This is a genomic window from Nonomuraea sp. B19D2, from assembly GCF_040137845.1.
Lineage (GTDB): Bacteria > Actinomycetota > Actinomycetes > Streptosporangiales > Streptosporangiaceae > Nonomuraea.
This window is the reverse complement of the sequence record NZ_JBEFAK010000042.1, coordinates 12,894-27,388: the sequence shown is the minus strand read 5'-3', so window position 1 is coordinate 27,388 and position 14,495 is coordinate 12,894. Positions and strand designations below refer to the sequence as shown.

Annotated in this window: 16 protein-coding genes; 10 read left to right on the top strand and 6 right to left on the bottom strand. The window is 69.5% G+C overall.

The window, feature by feature from the left end:
- The 3 genes from recD2 to ABN273_RS45925 all read left to right on the top strand — a co-directional run bounded on the left by recD2 (position 1) and on the right by ABN273_RS45925 (position 4,001).
- A complete protein-coding gene (recD2, locus tag ABN273_RS45935; protein WP_349455895.1) occupies positions 1 to 2,169 on the top strand; it encodes an SF1B family DNA helicase RecD2 in 2,169 nt (722 codons plus the stop codon).
- A 123-nt stretch (positions 2,170 to 2,292) separates the two neighbouring features.
- On the top strand, positions 2,293 to 3,504 hold the full coding sequence (locus tag ABN273_RS45930; RefSeq protein WP_502911235.1) for a L,D-transpeptidase: 1,212 nt from the start codon (positions 2,293 to 2,295) through the stop codon (positions 3,502 to 3,504).
- Positions 3,501 to 4,001: a GNAT family N-acetyltransferase gene (locus ABN273_RS45925; protein WP_349455893.1), complete on the top strand. Its 501-nt coding sequence runs from the start codon at positions 3,501 to 3,503 to the stop codon at positions 3,999 to 4,001. Before ABN273_RS45930 ends, ABN273_RS45925 begins: the two co-directional genes overlap by 4 nt.
- A gap of 156 nt (positions 4,002 to 4,157) precedes the next feature.
- Here ABN273_RS45925 and ABN273_RS45920 read toward each other — a convergent pair whose 3' ends face one another.
- Positions 4,158 to 4,391 (bottom strand): hypothetical protein, encoded by a 234-nt coding sequence (locus tag ABN273_RS45920; RefSeq protein WP_349455892.1) that lies wholly within the window; start codon positions 4,389 to 4,391, stop codon positions 4,158 to 4,160.
- Positions 4,392 to 4,484: 93 nt separating this feature from the next.
- The gene (locus ABN273_RS45915; protein WP_349455891.1) at positions 4,485 to 5,078 is read right to left on the bottom strand and encodes a TetR/AcrR family transcriptional regulator; all 594 of its coding nucleotides are present in this window, start codon (positions 5,076 to 5,078) and stop codon (positions 4,485 to 4,487) included.
- 110 nt (positions 5,079 to 5,188) lie between these two features.
- Between ABN273_RS45915 and ABN273_RS45910 the strand changes: the two genes are divergently transcribed.
- Both ABN273_RS45910 and ABN273_RS45905 read left to right on the top strand, forming a co-directional pair.
- Positions 5,189 to 7,453, top strand: a complete 2,265-nt coding sequence (locus ABN273_RS45910) for a S9 family peptidase (protein ID WP_349455890.1) — start codon at positions 5,189 to 5,191, stop codon at positions 7,451 to 7,453.
- A 313-nt stretch (positions 7,454 to 7,766) separates the two neighbouring features.
- Complete coding sequence (locus tag ABN273_RS45905) at positions 7,767 to 8,393, top strand: PadR family transcriptional regulator (protein WP_349455889.1); 627 nt, start codon at positions 7,767 to 7,769, stop codon at positions 8,391 to 8,393.
- 78 nt (positions 8,394 to 8,471) lie between these two features.
- On the opposite strand, the gene ABN273_RS45900 is transcribed toward ABN273_RS45905, so the two are convergent.
- A complete protein-coding gene (locus tag ABN273_RS45900) occupies positions 8,472 to 9,020 on the bottom strand; it encodes an FAD/NAD(P)-binding protein (protein ID WP_349455888.1) in 549 nt (182 codons plus the stop codon).
- Positions 9,021 to 9,270: 250 nt separating this feature from the next.
- Here ABN273_RS45900 and ABN273_RS45895 point away from each other — a divergent pair, with 250 nt between their 5' ends.
- Positions 9,271 to 9,558, top strand: coding sequence for a response regulator transcription factor (locus ABN273_RS45895; protein WP_349455887.1), 288 nt, complete (start codon positions 9,271 to 9,273; stop codon positions 9,556 to 9,558).
- 196 nt (positions 9,559 to 9,754) lie between these two features.
- Here the strand turns inward: ABN273_RS45895 and ABN273_RS45890 are convergent, their stop codons facing one another.
- The 3 genes from ABN273_RS45890 to ABN273_RS45880 all read right to left on the bottom strand — a co-directional run bounded on the left by ABN273_RS45890 (position 9,755) and on the right by ABN273_RS45880 (position 12,533).
- Positions 9,755 to 10,255 carry a hypothetical protein gene (locus tag ABN273_RS45890; RefSeq protein WP_349455886.1) on the bottom strand — a complete coding sequence of 167 codons (501 nt, stop codon included), beginning with the start codon at positions 10,253 to 10,255 and terminating at the stop codon, positions 9,755 to 9,757.
- Between the two features lie 237 nt (positions 10,256 to 10,492).
- The gene (locus ABN273_RS45885) at positions 10,493 to 11,449 is read right to left on the bottom strand and encodes an NAD(P)H-binding protein (RefSeq protein ID WP_349455885.1); all 957 of its coding nucleotides are present in this window, start codon (positions 11,447 to 11,449) and stop codon (positions 10,493 to 10,495) included.
- Between the two features lie 106 nt (positions 11,450 to 11,555).
- Positions 11,556 to 12,533: a radical SAM protein gene (locus ABN273_RS45880; protein WP_349455884.1), complete on the bottom strand. Its 978-nt coding sequence runs from the start codon at positions 12,531 to 12,533 to the stop codon at positions 11,556 to 11,558.
- Positions 12,534 to 12,639: 106 nt separating this feature from the next.
- Here ABN273_RS45880 and ABN273_RS45875 point away from each other — a divergent pair, with 106 nt between their 5' ends.
- From ABN273_RS45875 to ABN273_RS45860, 4 genes are read left to right on the top strand one after another with little or no spacing between them, the layout of a single operon-like run.
- Positions 12,640 to 12,963 carry a DMT family transporter gene (locus ABN273_RS45875; protein WP_349455883.1) on the top strand — a complete coding sequence of 108 codons (324 nt, stop codon included), beginning with the start codon at positions 12,640 to 12,642 and terminating at the stop codon, positions 12,961 to 12,963.
- Complete coding sequence (locus ABN273_RS45870; RefSeq protein ID WP_349455882.1) at positions 12,960 to 13,568, top strand: TetR/AcrR family transcriptional regulator; 609 nt, start codon at positions 12,960 to 12,962, stop codon at positions 13,566 to 13,568. The genes ABN273_RS45875 and ABN273_RS45870 overlap by 4 nt, the downstream gene beginning before the upstream one ends.
- A 20-nt stretch (positions 13,569 to 13,588) precedes the next feature.
- Entirely contained in the window at positions 13,589 to 14,143 is a 555-nt protein-coding gene (locus tag ABN273_RS45865) for a GNAT family N-acetyltransferase (RefSeq protein ID WP_349455881.1), read from the top strand.
- A complete protein-coding gene (locus tag ABN273_RS45860; protein ID WP_349455880.1) occupies positions 14,131 to 14,433 on the top strand; it encodes a DUF952 domain-containing protein in 303 nt (100 codons plus the stop codon). The genes ABN273_RS45865 and ABN273_RS45860 overlap by 13 nt, the downstream gene beginning before the upstream one ends.
- Positions 14,434 to 14,495 lie beyond the last annotated feature (62 nt).

Genomic DNA, 14,495 nt, shown 5'->3' with positions numbered 1-14,495 from the left:
TTGAGCGCAGTACTTGAGCGCATCACCTACGCCAACGAGGAGACCGGTTACACCATCGCCCGCGTGGCCACCGAGCGTTCCGGCTCCGACCTGCTCACCGTGGTCGGCCCGCTGCTGGGCGCGCAGGTCGGCGAGTCGCTGCGGCTGCACGGCCGCTGGAGCTCCCACCCCCGTTACGGCCGGCAGTTCGAGGTGTGGTCCTACAGCACGGTGCTGCCGGCCACCGTGCAGGGCATCCGCCGTTACCTGGGCTCCGGCCTGATCAAGGGCATCGGCCCCAAGATGGCCGAGCGGATCGTCGACCACTTCGGCACCGACACGCTCGAGGTCATCGAGCAGGAGCCGCAGCGGCTGGCCGAGGTGCCGGGCCTGGGCCCCAAGCGGACGAAGATGATCGCCGCCGCCTGGGAGGAACAGAAGATCATCAAAGAGGTGATGATCTTCCTGCAGGGTGTCGGCGTGTCCACCTCGATCGCGGTGCGCATCTTCAAGCAGTACGGCGAATCGTCGGTCTCCGTCGTGAAGAGCCGGCCGTACCAGCTGGCCGACGACGTGTGGGGGATCGGGTTCAAGACCGCCGACACCATCGCCCAGGCGGTCGGCATCCCCCACGACAGCCCCGAACGCGTCAAGGCGGGCCTGCGCTACACCCTGTCGCAGGCCGCCGACGACGGCCACTGCTACCTGCCCGCCCCCAACCTCGTCGCCGACGCCGTCAAGATCCTCGATGTGCCGGCCGACCTGGTCGCCGCCTGCCTGGAAGAGCTCGTCGCGAGCGAAGGCGTCGTGCGCGAGCCCATCCCGGCGGGTGAGAACGTCGTGCCGGCCGTCTACCTGCCGCCCTTCCACCGCGCCGAGGTCTCGCTCGCCTCCGGCCTGCTGTCGCTGCTGCGCTGCGGCCACGACCGGCTCAAGGCGTTCGCCGACGTCGACTGGGAGCGGGCCGAGAGCTGGCTGCACGGCCAGACCGGCGCCGAGCTGGCCGCCGAGCAGCGCCAGGCCGTCCGCCTGGCGCTGACGGAGAAGGTCGCCGTGCTGACCGGCGGCCCGGGCTGCGGCAAGAGCTTCACCGTGCGCTCCATCGTGCTGCTGGCCCGCGCCAAACGCGCCAAGGTCATCCTGGCCGCTCCCACCGGTCGTGCCGCCAAGCGGCTGGCCGAGCTGACCGGCCACGAGGCGACCACCGTCCACCGGCTGCTGCAGCTGCGGCCCGGCGGCGAGGCCACCTTCGACCGCGACAACCCCCTGGAGGCCGACCTCGTCGTCGTCGACGAGGCCTCCATGCTCGACCTGCTGCTGGCCAACAAGCTCGTCAAGGCCGTCGCCCCGGGCGCGCACCTGCTGTTCGTCGGCGACGTCGACCAGCTTCCCTCGGTCGGGGCGGGGGAGGTGCTCAAGGACCTGCTGGCCGCCGACGACATCCCGCGCGTGCGGCTGACGCAGATCTTCCGCCAGGCCCAGGAGTCCGGCGTCGTCGTCAACGCCCACCGCGTCAACACCGGCCACCATCCGATCCTGCAGGGCATGACGGATTTCTTCCTGTTCCCGTGCGAGGAGCCGGAGGAGATCGCCGCCATGACCGTCGACGTCGTCGCCCGCCGCATCCCGCGCCGCTTCCGCCTCGACCCGCGCCGCGACGTGCAGGTCCTGGCGCCCATGCACCGCGGCGCCGCCGGCGCCGGCGCCCTCAACATCGCCCTGCAGGAGGCCCTCACCCCGGCCCGTGAGGGCATGCCGGAGCGCCGGTACGGGGGCCGCGTCTTCCGCGTCGGCGACAAGGTCACCCAGCTGCGCAACAACTACGACAAGGGCGCCGCGGGGGTGTTCAACGGCACCGTCGGCATCGTCACCGACATCCGGCCAGACGAGCACAAGCTGACCGTCGTCACCGACGAGGACGAGGCCGTCGACTACGCCTTCGACGAGCTCGACGAGCTCGCCCACGCCTACGCGGTCTCCATTCACCGCTCCCAGGGCAGCGAGTACCCCGCCGTGGTGGTCCCGCTGGCCACCAGCGCCTGGATGATGCTGCAGCGCAACCTCCTCTACACCGCCATCACGCGGGCCAAGAAGCTCGTCGTCATCGTCGGCTCGCGCCGCGCTCTGGCGCAGGCCGTACGCACCAAGGGGGCCGGGCGGCGGCACACCGGCCTGACCCACCGCCTCTGACCAGAACCTTATTCGGTCACAAGTAATTGAAATGTGACCGAACTTCCCCAAATGGTTTCTCGTCTTACATGCAGGAGCATTAAGGTTTTTGGGGTGCGTTTGGTGCCGTGGGGGGAAAGGACAGTGTTGAACGTTACGCCCGCTTGGAGGAAGCCCGCCACCGCAGTCGCGCTGCTCACGGCGGCCACGCTGACGGCTTCGTGCTCATCGGGCGGCGGCGGCACCGCCGCCGACGGGGGATCAGGCGGTGCGCCCGAGGCCACCACGAGCGCCACCCCCCAGGCGCCGACCGTCAAGATCAGCCCCGCGGAGGGCACTTCCAAGGTCAGCCCGGAGAAGAAGGTCGTCGTCACCTCCGACGGCGGCGCCCTGGAGAGCGTCACCGTCGAGGCCGACGGCGAGGAGATCGAAGGCGCCTTCAACACCGACAAGACCAAGTGGGTCTCCAAGACGGCGCTGAAGCCCTCCACCGGCTACACCGTCTCGGCCAAGGCCGGCGCCACCACCGCCACCAGCACGTTCACGACCGTCAAGCCCGAACGCGCGCTGCGGATCGCCGACGTGACCCCCAACGCCAAGGGCGAGACGGTCGGCGTCGGCGCCCCCATCATCGTCACCTTCAACCAGCCCGTCACCAGCAAGGCCACCATCGAGCGGGCCCTGGAGGTCGAGGCCGAAAAGCCGGTCGCGGGCGCCTGGCGCTGGATCAACGACACCGTCGCCATCTACCGCACCGCCAAGTACTGGCCCGCCCACCAGAAGGTGAAGTTCAACGCCCGCATCACCGGCATCAAGGGCGGCAAGGGCCTGTACGGGGTCAAGGACTACTCGGCCACGCTCAAGATCGGCGCCAAACAGATCAGCAAGGTCGACGTCAAGAAGCACATGATGTACGTCTACAAAGACGGCAAACGCGTACAAACGATGCGCATTAGTGCGGGAATGGCCACCACCCGCGAATACACCACGACGTCCGGCGTGCACCTGACCATGGAACGCGGCAACCCCGTCCGCATGATCTCGCCCGGCCGCAAGAAGGGCGACCCCGGCTACTACGACGTCATGATCAACCACGCCGTCCGCATCTCCAACTCCGGCGAATACGTCCACGCCAAGGACAACGTCTGGGCCCAAGGCGTGCGCAACGTCAGCCACGGCTGCATCAACTCCCGCCCCGACCAGGCCAGATGGTTCCACGACAACTTCCAGCGCGGCGACGTCGTCGACATCACCGGCACCAACCGCGAGCTGGAGTGGAACAACGGCTGGGGCTTCTGGCAGATGTCGTTCGCCCAGTGGAAGAAGGGCAGCGCCCTGAAGAACAGCAAGGCATGACGCACATCCGCCAGGGCCGCGACGGCGACGTCCCCGTCGTCTTGGGCATGTTCGACAGCGCCGTCGCCTGGCTCACCGCCCAGGGACGCACCGGCCAGTGGGGCAGCAGCCCCTTCACCGGCAACGAACGGCGCACCCGCCAGGTCACCGACTGGCTCGAGCTCGGCGGCATGCGCATCGCCGAACTCGGCGGCCATCCCGCCGGCTGCATCGTCGTCGGCGCCGCCCACGACTACGTCGCCCCCGCCGCCGAACCCGAACTGTACGTCCAGGCACTGGTCACCGACCGCCGCTACGCCGGCCACGGCGTCGGCCGCACCCTGCTGGACTGGGCCTTCGACGAAGCCGGCCGGCGCGGCGTCGCCCTGCTGCGGGTCGACTGCTACGCGGGCGACGACGGCCGGCTGGTCTCCTTCTACGAAAGCTGCGGCTTCACCCGCAGCGCGCCCTTCACCGTGGGGGAGTGGCCCGGCATGCTCCTGGACCGCCGCCTCTGAAACCGAGCCTCTGAAACGGTTGCCCTGAACAGGGCGGGGACGGCAGCAGCCGCCACCGCCCGTCTGCACCTTCAGGGCGCGCTCGCGGATGTGCCCGCCCTTCATCCGACGAAGAATGACGGCGAGCCCCGCAACGGCTTCCCCAGTCGAGTCCCGTCACCCGGACCCGTCCTCGCCCAGGATCCGGTAGACGCTGGCGATCGAGGGGTGGTGGCCCTTGTTCTTGCCGATAGGAATGATCAGCTTGCCCGCGATCTCCGGCACCGGCACGCCTCGCGCGCGCAGGCTCCGCGCGTAGGCGATCATGTCATCGTCGAGCACCTTGGGCCGGCCGCCGTGGCAGCCACGCTCACGCGCCGAGGCCTGGCCTTCGAGGGACTTCTCCCTCATTTCTGCGAAGCATGTTGAGCGTCGAGAAGCTGGTGCTCTGGATCGAAGCTTTGGAATGATCAGCGACCGTCCAGAGCTGTGGCCTGGTGTGGGTCAGTCGGCGCGAGTGGGCCCGATGGCCCGCATGACGAGCGCGATGAGCCTGGTCAGGTAGGCGTCATCGGGCAGCGGGTAGTGCAGCACCTGCCTTCGGTAGATGGGTGAGTGCAGGATGTCCAGCGCCACTTCGAGATCTGCGTCGGGGGCGAGCTCGCTGTTCTTTCGCGCCTTGGTCATGCGTTCCTCGAGCTGAGCGACTCGGTGGTTGATCAGCCGTTCGCGTAGCTGGTGGGCGAGGTTCGCATCCAGCTGGCTTTCGGCGAGCACGCCGGTGAAGGCCGGGCCGAGACGTGGGTCGTGGAAGACGCCGAGAATGCCGCTGAGCCAGGCGTGCAGGTCGGCGGCCAGGTCGCCGGTGTCGGGGAACGTCTCTGGGATGGGAGCGGCCTCATCAACCGCCTCCAGGACAATCGCGCTTTTGGCGGGCCACCACCGGTAGATGGTGGCCTTGCTGACGCCTGCGCGGGTGGCGATGGCGTCGACGGTCACCCCGGCGTATCCCCGCTCTACGCACAGCTCAAGGGCCGCGGCTAGGGTCGCTTTGCGGCTTGCGTCCCGGCGACGGTCTGGGTTCGGGGCTCTCGTCATGCCCATACCCTAAACGAAACGATTCGTTTTGACACGTCTCAACATCCGATGCCATCCTGCAAAACGAAACGATTCGTTTAAGACGGTTCTCATGGCATGGAGTGATCACAATGGACGCAACCCGGTACCAAGCGGCCGAGCGCCTACTCCGGCACAACCGAGCGGCACTGGTACGCGGCGACAAGATCAACCCACAGTGGGACGGCGCCCGCTTCTGGTACACCGTGGACACCCGCGAAGGCCAGCGCTTCATTCTCGTCGATCCAGCCGCCGGATCCCGCGAGCCCGCCTTCGACCATGACCGCCTGGCAGTCGCGCTGGCGACCGCCACCGGGCAGGAGGTGAACCCGGACGCGCTGCCGTTCTCCGCCATCGCGCTGAGCCAGGACGCGGTCGAATTCTCCGCCTTCGGCGCCTTCTGGAGCTGCCGCCTGGACACCTACACCTGTACGCCCGCGGCCCCGGCCACCGCCCACGGCCCCGGTTTCCTCGAAGTGCCCTCGCCGGACGGCAAGCTGGTGGCGTTCCTTCGCGGTCACGACCTGTGGGCGCGCTCGGTGGCCGACGGCCGTGAGTGGCCCCTGACGAGCGACGGCCGGGAGGATGACGAGTACGGCGCCACGCCGTTCGCCCCGTCGGTGCTGCCGAACAAGCTAGGGTTGCGCAGCCACCTGCCGCCCGCCCTGGCCTGGTCACCCGACTCGACGCGCGTGCTGACGCACCGCACCGACCAGCGTGCGGTCCGCCGTACCCAGATCATGGAGGCGCTACCGGCCGACGGCGGCGTCCCGCGGCCGATCACCCAGCGCTACGCCTACCCCGGCGATACCCACATGTCGCAGGGGGAGTTCGTGGTCATCGAGGCGGCGACCGGCCGCGTCGTCAAGGCCCGCACCGCCCCGGAACCCATGCCGCTGCAGTCGCCGATCGCCTCCGGGTGGGCCTGGTGGGCCGAAGACGGCTCGGCCGTGTACTACCTGAGCCAGCCCCGCGATCAGCGTTCCCTGCACCTGAACCGGCTCGACCCCGCGACCGGACAGGTGCGCGGGGTGCTGAGCGAGAGCGGCCCGACCCGCGTCGAACCGAACCAGGCGGGGGCGGCGCCGATCATCGGTGTCCTGTCCGGCGGATCACAGGTGCTGTGGTATTCCCAGCGCGACGGCTGGGGCCACCTCTACCTGTACGACGCGCGCACCGGCACACCGATCCGGCAGGTCACCTCGGGTGCCTGGGCGGTGCAGCGCATCCTGCACATCGACGAGGTGGCGGGCGTGGTCTACTTCGCCGCCTCCGGCCTGGTCGCCGATGACCCCTACCGCCATTCCGTGTGCCGGATCAACCTTGACGGCACTGGCTTCGCCCGCATCACCGACGACAGCCTCCACCACCTGGTCACCGTCGCCCCTGGCAAGGACTGCTTCATCGACTCGGCCTCCACGGTCGAGCTGCCTCCGGTGACCACCGTGCGCGGATGGGACGGCCGGGTGCTGGTCGAACTGGAACGGACTGACATCACCCCGCTACGCGCGACCGGCTGGACCCCTCCGGAACGGTTCCGGGCCACCGCCGCTGACGGCGTCACCGACGTCTACGGGGTCATCTACCGGCCGCACGACTTCGACCCTGGCCGCCGATACCCGGTCATCGACCACGTCTACCCCGGCCCGCAAACCAGCCGCGTGTCGCCCGCCTTCCACCCGGGAATCCTCGGCCAGGAGGCCGAGGTGCTGGCCGCGCTCGGCTTCGTCGTGGTCGCCGTCGACGGGCGGGGAACCCCCGGCCGGGACAAGGCCTTCCATGACGCCTCCTACGGCAACCAGGCCGCCGCGGGCGGCATCGCCGATCACGTCGCCGCCCTCCGGCAACTGGCCGCCACCCGTTCCTGGATGGACCTCGACCGGGTAGGAGTGACCGGCCATTCCGGGGGCGGATTCGCCGCCGTCCGGGCCATGCTGGCCTTCCCCGACGTGTACAAGGTCGGCGTCGCCGAGTCGGGCAACCACGACACCCGCCTGTTCCACCTGCAGTTCGCCGAGGCCTACGACGGCCTGGACCCGGCCGCCTGGGTCCGTTCATCGAACGTGGAGCTGGCCGACCGGCTCGACGGCAAGCTCCTGCTGATCCACGGCGGCGTGGACGACATCGTCCACGTCCACCACTCGCTGCGGCTGGCCGAACGGCTCATCGCCGCCGACAAGGACGTCGAACTCGTCATAGTCCCCGGCGCCGAGCACTTCTTCATCGGTTACGAACACCACGTCAACCGGCGTAAGTGGGACTTCCTCCTCCGCAACCTCATGGGAATCGAACCGCCGCGGCACCGCCTCACACCGGTCGCACCCAGCATGGACCTGATTGTCAGCCTGTTCAGCTGAACCTGCTCACCTACTCCGGCCACACCGCGGTCGTGTCCCTCGCTCGCTACGCGCCGCCAGCGGGCGGCACGCGTCGATCCAGCCTGGCTGCGTACCGGGCGGCCTCTGCACCATCCTCGCCGCCACCGCATATCCAACGCCAGCAGCGCTTTCTGCGCACCCGCGGTGCGATGGAGCGGAATCCGGCGCTGACCACGTTCGGACGAGCGAGCGAGACGGGGTCGCTGACCAGCGGAACCGCGCTAACGCCGGATGCTGTTCCAAACCTCTCTGACCCCCGACACAACTCGATCCGATGTGGCAGCGTGGTGGTGTGCTCGAAGTTGCGATACTCGGCTTCCTCGCCGATGGCCCGCTACACGGCTACGAGCTGCGCCGCCGTGTTGCCCAGCTGTCCGGCTACACCCGGCCGGTCAGCGACGGCAGCCTGTACCCGGCCATCAATCGCATGCTCAAACGCGGCCTGCTCGACCGCCGCGTCGAACCAGGATCCGCCGCCGTCCAGCGCCACGTCCTGAGCCTGACCGACGCCGGACGCGCCGAGCTGCTCCAGCGCCTGCGCAAGCCCGCGGACCACGAGATCACCGACGCCGGCCGCTTCTTCACGATCCTGGCCTTCCTGTCCCTGCTCCCCGACCTCGCCGACCAGCACGCCGTGCTGCGCCGGCGCCTGGAGTTCCTGGAGGAGCCGGCGAGCTTCTTCTACCAGGGAGAGCGCCCTCTGCGCGCCCAGGAGATCGCCGACCCTTACCGGCGCGGCATGCTGCGGATCGCCCGAGCCACCAGCCGCGCCGAACGCGCCTGGCTCCACGAGGTCCTCGGCGCCGAAGCGGGCGGCGCTGGTGGACAGGCACCCCCAGCGCGCAAGCCCCGGCCCGAACGCCTGGCCGTGCCCATGCCCGACCACCTCGACTCAAGCCCGCCGACCGACGTGGGCTGACTCCGCTGTTCTGGCAGCACGTCCAGCCATACGGCGAGGTACGGCTGGACGTCGCCGGCCGGCCCCGCCCGCGACTGATCAGCCGGTATGTGTGGCCAGCAGTCCGCGGACGGTACGGGCGCCCGCCGCGGCGACTCCGGGGATGCCCGAGGTGATGAACGGACCGCCGCCGGCCATGTCGCCCACCACGTGCAGGCGCGGGCCGGCGGCGACCAGCCCTCCCGACGGATGCAGCGCGGCCAGCCCATCGGCGAGCAGGGACGTGACCAGCGGCTCGGCCGCGCGGGGCACCGCCTGGGGCGGCGGGTTCACGGCGTTGACGACGACGTCGGCGTTCAGGTCGCCACCCTCGCCCCGAACCCGGAACACTCCCTCCACAGCCTCGATCTTGCGTACGCCTGCCACCATGGTGAGCTGCCCAGACTCGAACAGCCGCAGCAGGGCTGCGGCGTTCACCGGCACCATGGGCGAAGCCACGCTGGTGGCCAGCCGGAAGTGCCTGCGCAGCCGTTCGCGGTCGGGCTCGGGCAGCAGCCGCCAGACGTACGGGCCGACGGTGTGGGCCGTCTCCTGCAGCACCCGCCGCCCGATCCGCGGGTCGTCGACGGCGGCCAGTTGCCGCCGCAACCGCCGTACGGGCTCCTCCGACCCCGCCGCCAGCAACTCGGCCGTGAGGGTCGATCAACGAGGAGGCTCGGCGCTATCTCGCGCTGCTGCCGGACGGGCCATCCATGCCCACGGCGCTCGGGCTGAGGCTGCCCATCTGGCTGATCGGCACGACTCTGCAGGCACGGGCCATCGCCCAAGGCCACGATCGAGGCAGCGCCAGGATCCGCATCCTAACCCTCGACAAGCAGTGGCTGACCTGCCGCGCCTCATGCCTGAGCGGTCCCGGCGGACGGCCAGGTCCGACAGCGCTCGTCATCGAGCCCGCGCCCCCGCCGACCTGGCGGTCATCGTCGCTCAGGCATACGGGCTGACGCCCCGGGAGTTCGAGGTCGCTCAGCTCGTGGCACGGGGCCTGTCCACCGCCGAGATCGCCACGGCCCTGTTCATCTCTCCCCACACCGTTCGCGATCACCTCAAGGCCGTCTTCGGCAAGGCGGGGATCTCCAGCCGCGGTGAGCTCGTCGCGCAGCTGTTCGCCGAACCCCACCGGCCGTAGACGCCACCATCAGTGGCCGCCGGGCACCCACCTCATCTCACCCAAGCCGTTGTGCGCGCGGCCCACCGCCGTAACCGAGCATGTGGCCCGTGCCGGCGTGCCCACGTTCAACCGTGACAAGGCCAGCAAGACGGGCTGTGCCGACTGGACCTGCGACCCCGGCAAGCCGGCACGCTCGCCACCGCGCCGGCTGCGGTCAGCTGACGCAGTCCTGGTAGTCGATGTTGATGGCCAACCCGCTCAGCTTGCCGCCGGTTTCCGGGAAGAAGGAGTAGAAGGCCGCGGAATTGCCGGGAACGGAGACATACGGGATGCCGCCCGGCGACATCTTCAGCCGCGGGTAGGCTTTCCTGACCTGCTTCATCGTGGAGCCGATGCCGATGCCCAAGGGCGTCTTGACGCCCTTGGGCGCGAAGATCACGGCTACGCCGACCTTCTTGGAGATGTACAGACCCACGCTGTTCTTCTCGGTGGGGTGCGCCGTGAAGTCCCACCCGGAGCACGACCCCGTCCCGGCGGCCCGCTTGAGCACGATCTTCCCGGTCGCCTTGGCCTTCTTCGCGCTCATACCGAGCTTGATCGTGCCGTAACCGTACGGCCCCAACGTGGGCCTGCCAGTGGTCGTCTGGGCGAGCGCGGGCGTGCCGGTGATCAGTAGCGCCGTGCCGGCCAGCACCGCGACGAGCGATTTCCTCATGTCTGGTTGGAGTGCGGCGGGCCGGGAGAAGTTCGGCAACGGACCCTCCGCGCTATGTGGCGCTGACAGGAATCAATGGCGCGTCCCGCGCGGAGATCATCGCTCAGGCGCCGGCGGCCATTCCCCTTCTACCTGCTCACGGCCGCCCGCGCGAAATGACCGGCGTTCCAGGCGGCGCGGCAGGCGTCCACACCGACCAGGCCGAACCGGCTCCAACCGACGCGGCCGGGCGAAGGCTCAGCGGAACAGGTGGGCGTTCTCGACCGCCCAGTCGTCGAACCCGCGCAGCGGACGGCCGATGATCTCACGCACGGACGGCCGCTGGTCGAGCGTCCACTGAGTGAGCTCGGCGAGCCGTGCGCCGTACTCCTGCAGGGCGTACAGCGTCACGTCGATGCCGCCGTCGGGCCACCCGCCACGCCGCCAGTTCGCACGGCTGTCGCCGGGCGCCACCTCGACGGCGGTGATGTCGTGGCCGATGGCTTCGGCGATGCTCGCCACCCGTGACCTCGTGCTGATCGGCAGTCCGACCGCTTCGACAATGGCGCCGACATGGCCGTCGGTACGCAGCGCCGCCACCGCGACGGCGGCCAGGTCGTCTTCGTGGATGCAGGGATAGTGGCCGCCCTCCATGAAGGCTTCACGCACGATGCGCTCAGTCCGGATCGTGTCCGGCCAGTCCGACCCCGTGGCCGGATAGGTGCCTTCGACCATCGCCCCCATCACCGCTGACGGGCGGATGTGCGTCCACTCCATGCCCGAGCGTTCGACGGCCCGCTCGATGGCCAGCCAGAACCACGTCTCCGGCGGGAATGCCTCCTCGTACTCCGGCCCGTGTGAGGACAGCACGACGATTCGCCGCACCCCGGCATCCTGGGCGGCCACCAGCGCATCTCCCACCGTCGCCGGCACGGCTCCGGCAAGAAAGACGCCGTTCACGCCGGCGAAGACCCCGGCGTGCTCCAGCGGCCGGGTGATGGACCCCTCGACGATCTCGACCCCGTCAGGCCAGCCGCCCGCTTGGCCGGGTTCGGCGAGAACACGCACCCGATCCCCGGCATCCAGCATCTGGCGCGCCAGACTCCGCCCGACGATCCCCGTAGGGCTGCTGCCCGCGTCCTTCCTGGCGCTGACAGCGGTCAGCAAGTGCACAGGGGGCAGCGACGCACTCGTGACCCGCTTGATTCCACCCATGGCAAGACCCTCCAACGCGAGAGCGGAGACCTTGCGCCGCCCCAGCGACCGAGGGGAGGTTGCGGATCTGAGATCGTCAACGCTACCAGCCCCACGCGTCAGTGCCTCACACAAGCGCGAGCTGCGCCGCACGCGGCTCACGCCGCTCAGCCGCAGGCGCACCGCACCGCATCCCGTACACCTGACACAACTGCGCGATCTGCCCCGTGATGCGCCCCTCGTAATCCGGCGACGGCAACCCCGAGCGGTCATACAGCTCCTCATACCGCGCCACCAGCTGCGGATGCGCCTGCGCCAGCCACTCCGAATACCACGAACGCGTCCCCGGCGGCAGCCGCAGCACCACCGGCTCCACCCCCAGCGCACCCGCCGCCGCGATGCGCCGCACCGTCGCCGCCAGCTGATCGGCCGCGTCACTGAGCAGCGGCAGCACCGGAGCCATCAGCACCCGGCAGTCCACCCCCGCCTCCACCAGCGCCGACACCAGCTCCAGCCGCGCCTGAGCACCCGGCGCACCCGGCTCCACCGCCCGCCGGATCCGCTCGTCCACGAACGCGATCGACACCGCCACCCGCGCACCCGCCCGCGCCAGCAACTTCGCATCCCGCAGCACCAGCGCGCTCTTGGTGTAAACAGTGAACGGCACCGCCGCCTCCGCCAGCGCCCCGATCACCCCCGGCATCAGCCGATAGGTCTCCTCGGCCGCCTGATAACAGTCACCGCTGAGCCCCACCGCCAGCTCCTGACCGTCCCAGCGCGCCAGCTCCGCCCGCAACCGGGCCACCACGTTCGGCTTGACCACGATCCGCGTGTCGAAATCACGCCCCGCATCCAGCCCCAGCCGCCGATGCCCCGCCCGGGCGCCGCAACCGCGGCAGGCATGGGCGCAGCCACGATAGGGGGACAGGGCCCACTGCTGGGCGATGCCCGCGGACTGCGGCACCCGCTCGATCACCGTGCGGGCCTGCATCTCGTAGAAACCGCCGCGCACCACCGCACGCCGCTCGATCAGCGGACGCTCGTCGGCGGCGTCCTCGACAAGCGCAAGCGCGTCCCAACCCACACCGACCAATGGAACACGCATTCGACAGCGTTTTCAAGCAGTTCCCCACACACCAGCACCGCCTCCCCAGGACCCCCACGATAAAATTGGCACACCCGTACCAATTTTCCGGACCGAGGAACCCCCCATGCCCTGGCTCCTGCTCGCCCTCGCCATCGCCTCAGAAGTCCTCGCCACCACCGCACTCAAACTCAGCAACGGCTTCACCCACACCGGATGGACCATCCTCGTCGCCGCCGGCTACATCACCTCCTTCGCCCTGCTCTCCCAGGCACTCAAACTCCACCTCGACATGGGCACCGCCTACGCCGTCTGGTCCGGCGCCGGCACCGCCGCCATCGCCCTCATCGGCGCCGCCTTCATGGGGGAGACCCTCACCCCGCTCAAGATCGGCGGTATCCTGCTCATCATCGGCGGCGTCGTCGTCCTCAACCTCGCAGGTGGCCATTGAACCCGCACCAGGACACACCGAAAGACCGGCCCCGCCCCGCACACACCCCCGCCGCCAGCCCCGCACAGGCCCGCGGGCGCCGCCGCCGCGCCACACTCCTCGCCGCAGCCGTCGACCTGCTCACCGAAGGCGGCTTCGCCGCCGTCACCCACCGCGCCGTCGCCCAGCGCGCCAACCTCCCCCTCTCCGCCACCACCTACTACTTCGCCTCCCGCGACCAACTCCTCGCCGAAGCCTTCGCCCAGCTCGTCGAAGCCGAACTCACCACAACCCGCGCCTGGATCACCGACCACGGCCTCACCGCCCTGCCCGACCAGGTCGCCACCGCCGACCGCGCCCGCCAACTCGGCCTCTGGGAGCTGTACGTCCACGCCGGCCGCGACCCCGTACTCCAGCACATCGCCCGCCGCTGGACCGACGGCTGCGTCCGCATCGTCGCCGACACCCTCCACCTCCCCGAAACCGACACCCGCGTCCGCCTCATCTACACCACCCTCACCGCCCTCTGGCTGGAACACGTCGTCGAACAACGCCCCCTCCACCAAGCCCGCGACCTGCTCACCCACGCCGTCAAAACAGCAGAAAACGCATTGCCGCCCCCCTGACCCCTACCTACACTGCCCCCGTGCTGAAACCCGACTACCCGATCACCACCGACCGCCTCCTGCTACGCCCCTTCACCCCCGACGACCTCGACGCCCTCCACGCCTACGAATCCCGCCCCGACGTCACCCGCTACCTCTACTGGGAACCCCGCGACCGCGACACCACCCACACCTTCCTCGACAAAAAACTCACCCGCACCGCGCTCCTCGACGAAGGCGACGCCATCGACCTGGCCGTCACCCTGCGCCACACCGGCCAGCTCATCGGCCAAGCCCTGCTCATCTGGACCAGCAAACACCACCAGCAAGGCGAAATCGGCTACGTCCTGCACCCCGACCACCACGGCCACGGCTACGCCCCCGAAGCCGCCCGCGAAATGCTCCGCCTCGGCTTCGACGGCCTCGGCCTGCACCGCATCACCGGCCGCCTCGACACCCGCAACACCGCCTCCGCCCGCGTCCTGGAAAAACTCCACATGCGCCGCGAAGCCACCCTCATCGACAACGAGTACGTCAAAGGCGAATGGACCAGCGAAACCATCTACGCCATCCTCCGCGCCGAATGGACCACATGATCCACCACCTCGCCCTCCGCACCGACTGGGAAGCCGCACAGAAAGCGGGGGAGTACCGCATCTCCACCCTCGGCCGCACCCTCGACCAAGAAGGCTTCATCCACTGCAGCCGCGACCTCACCCAGCTACACGGCGTCCACACCGCCTTCTACAGCCACCTCACCGACCCCCTGCTCATCCTCGACATCGACCCCAACGGACTCGACATCCGCCTCGAAAACGGCTTCCCCCACCTGTACGGCCCCCTGCCCCTCACAGCCGTCACCGCCGTACACCCCTACACCCACTGAACGACTCACACCCACACAGCAGGGGAGCGGCGCTCACCACAGGAGCACCCCAAAGCAGGAAA

Bases quoted from the DNA above. Each gene is read 5' to 3' on its own strand.
- ABN273_RS45925 (WP_349455893.1), top strand. From the start codon at position 3,501: ATGACGCACATCCGCCAGGGCCGCGACGGCGACGTCCCCGTCGTCTTG.
- ABN273_RS45920 (WP_349455892.1), bottom strand. From the start codon at position 4,391: ATGAGGGAGAAGTCCCTCGAAGGCCAGGCCTCGGCGCGTGAGCGTGGC.
- ABN273_RS45915 (WP_349455891.1), bottom strand. From the start codon at position 5,078: ATGACGAGAGCCCCGAACCCAGACCGTCGCCGGGACGCAAGCCGCAAA.
- ABN273_RS45910 (WP_349455890.1), top strand. From the start codon at position 5,189: ATGGACGCAACCCGGTACCAAGCGGCCGAGCGCCTACTCCGGCACAAC.
- ABN273_RS45895 (WP_349455887.1), top strand. From the start codon at position 9,271: ATGCCTGAGCGGTCCCGGCGGACGGCCAGGTCCGACAGCGCTCGTCAT.
- ABN273_RS45890 (WP_349455886.1), bottom strand. From the start codon at position 10,255: ATGAGGAAATCGCTCGTCGCGGTGCTGGCCGGCACGGCGCTACTGATC.
- ABN273_RS45885 (WP_349455885.1), bottom strand. From the start codon at position 11,449: ATGGGTGGAATCAAGCGGGTCACGAGTGCGTCGCTGCCCCCTGTGCAC.
- ABN273_RS45880 (WP_349455884.1), bottom strand. From the start codon at position 12,533: ATGCGTGTTCCATTGGTCGGTGTGGGTTGGGACGCGCTTGCGCTTGTC.
- ABN273_RS45875 (WP_349455883.1), top strand. From the start codon at position 12,640: ATGCCCTGGCTCCTGCTCGCCCTCGCCATCGCCTCAGAAGTCCTCGCC.
- ABN273_RS45860 (WP_349455880.1), top strand. From the start codon at position 14,131: ATGGACCACATGATCCACCACCTCGCCCTCCGCACCGACTGGGAAGCC.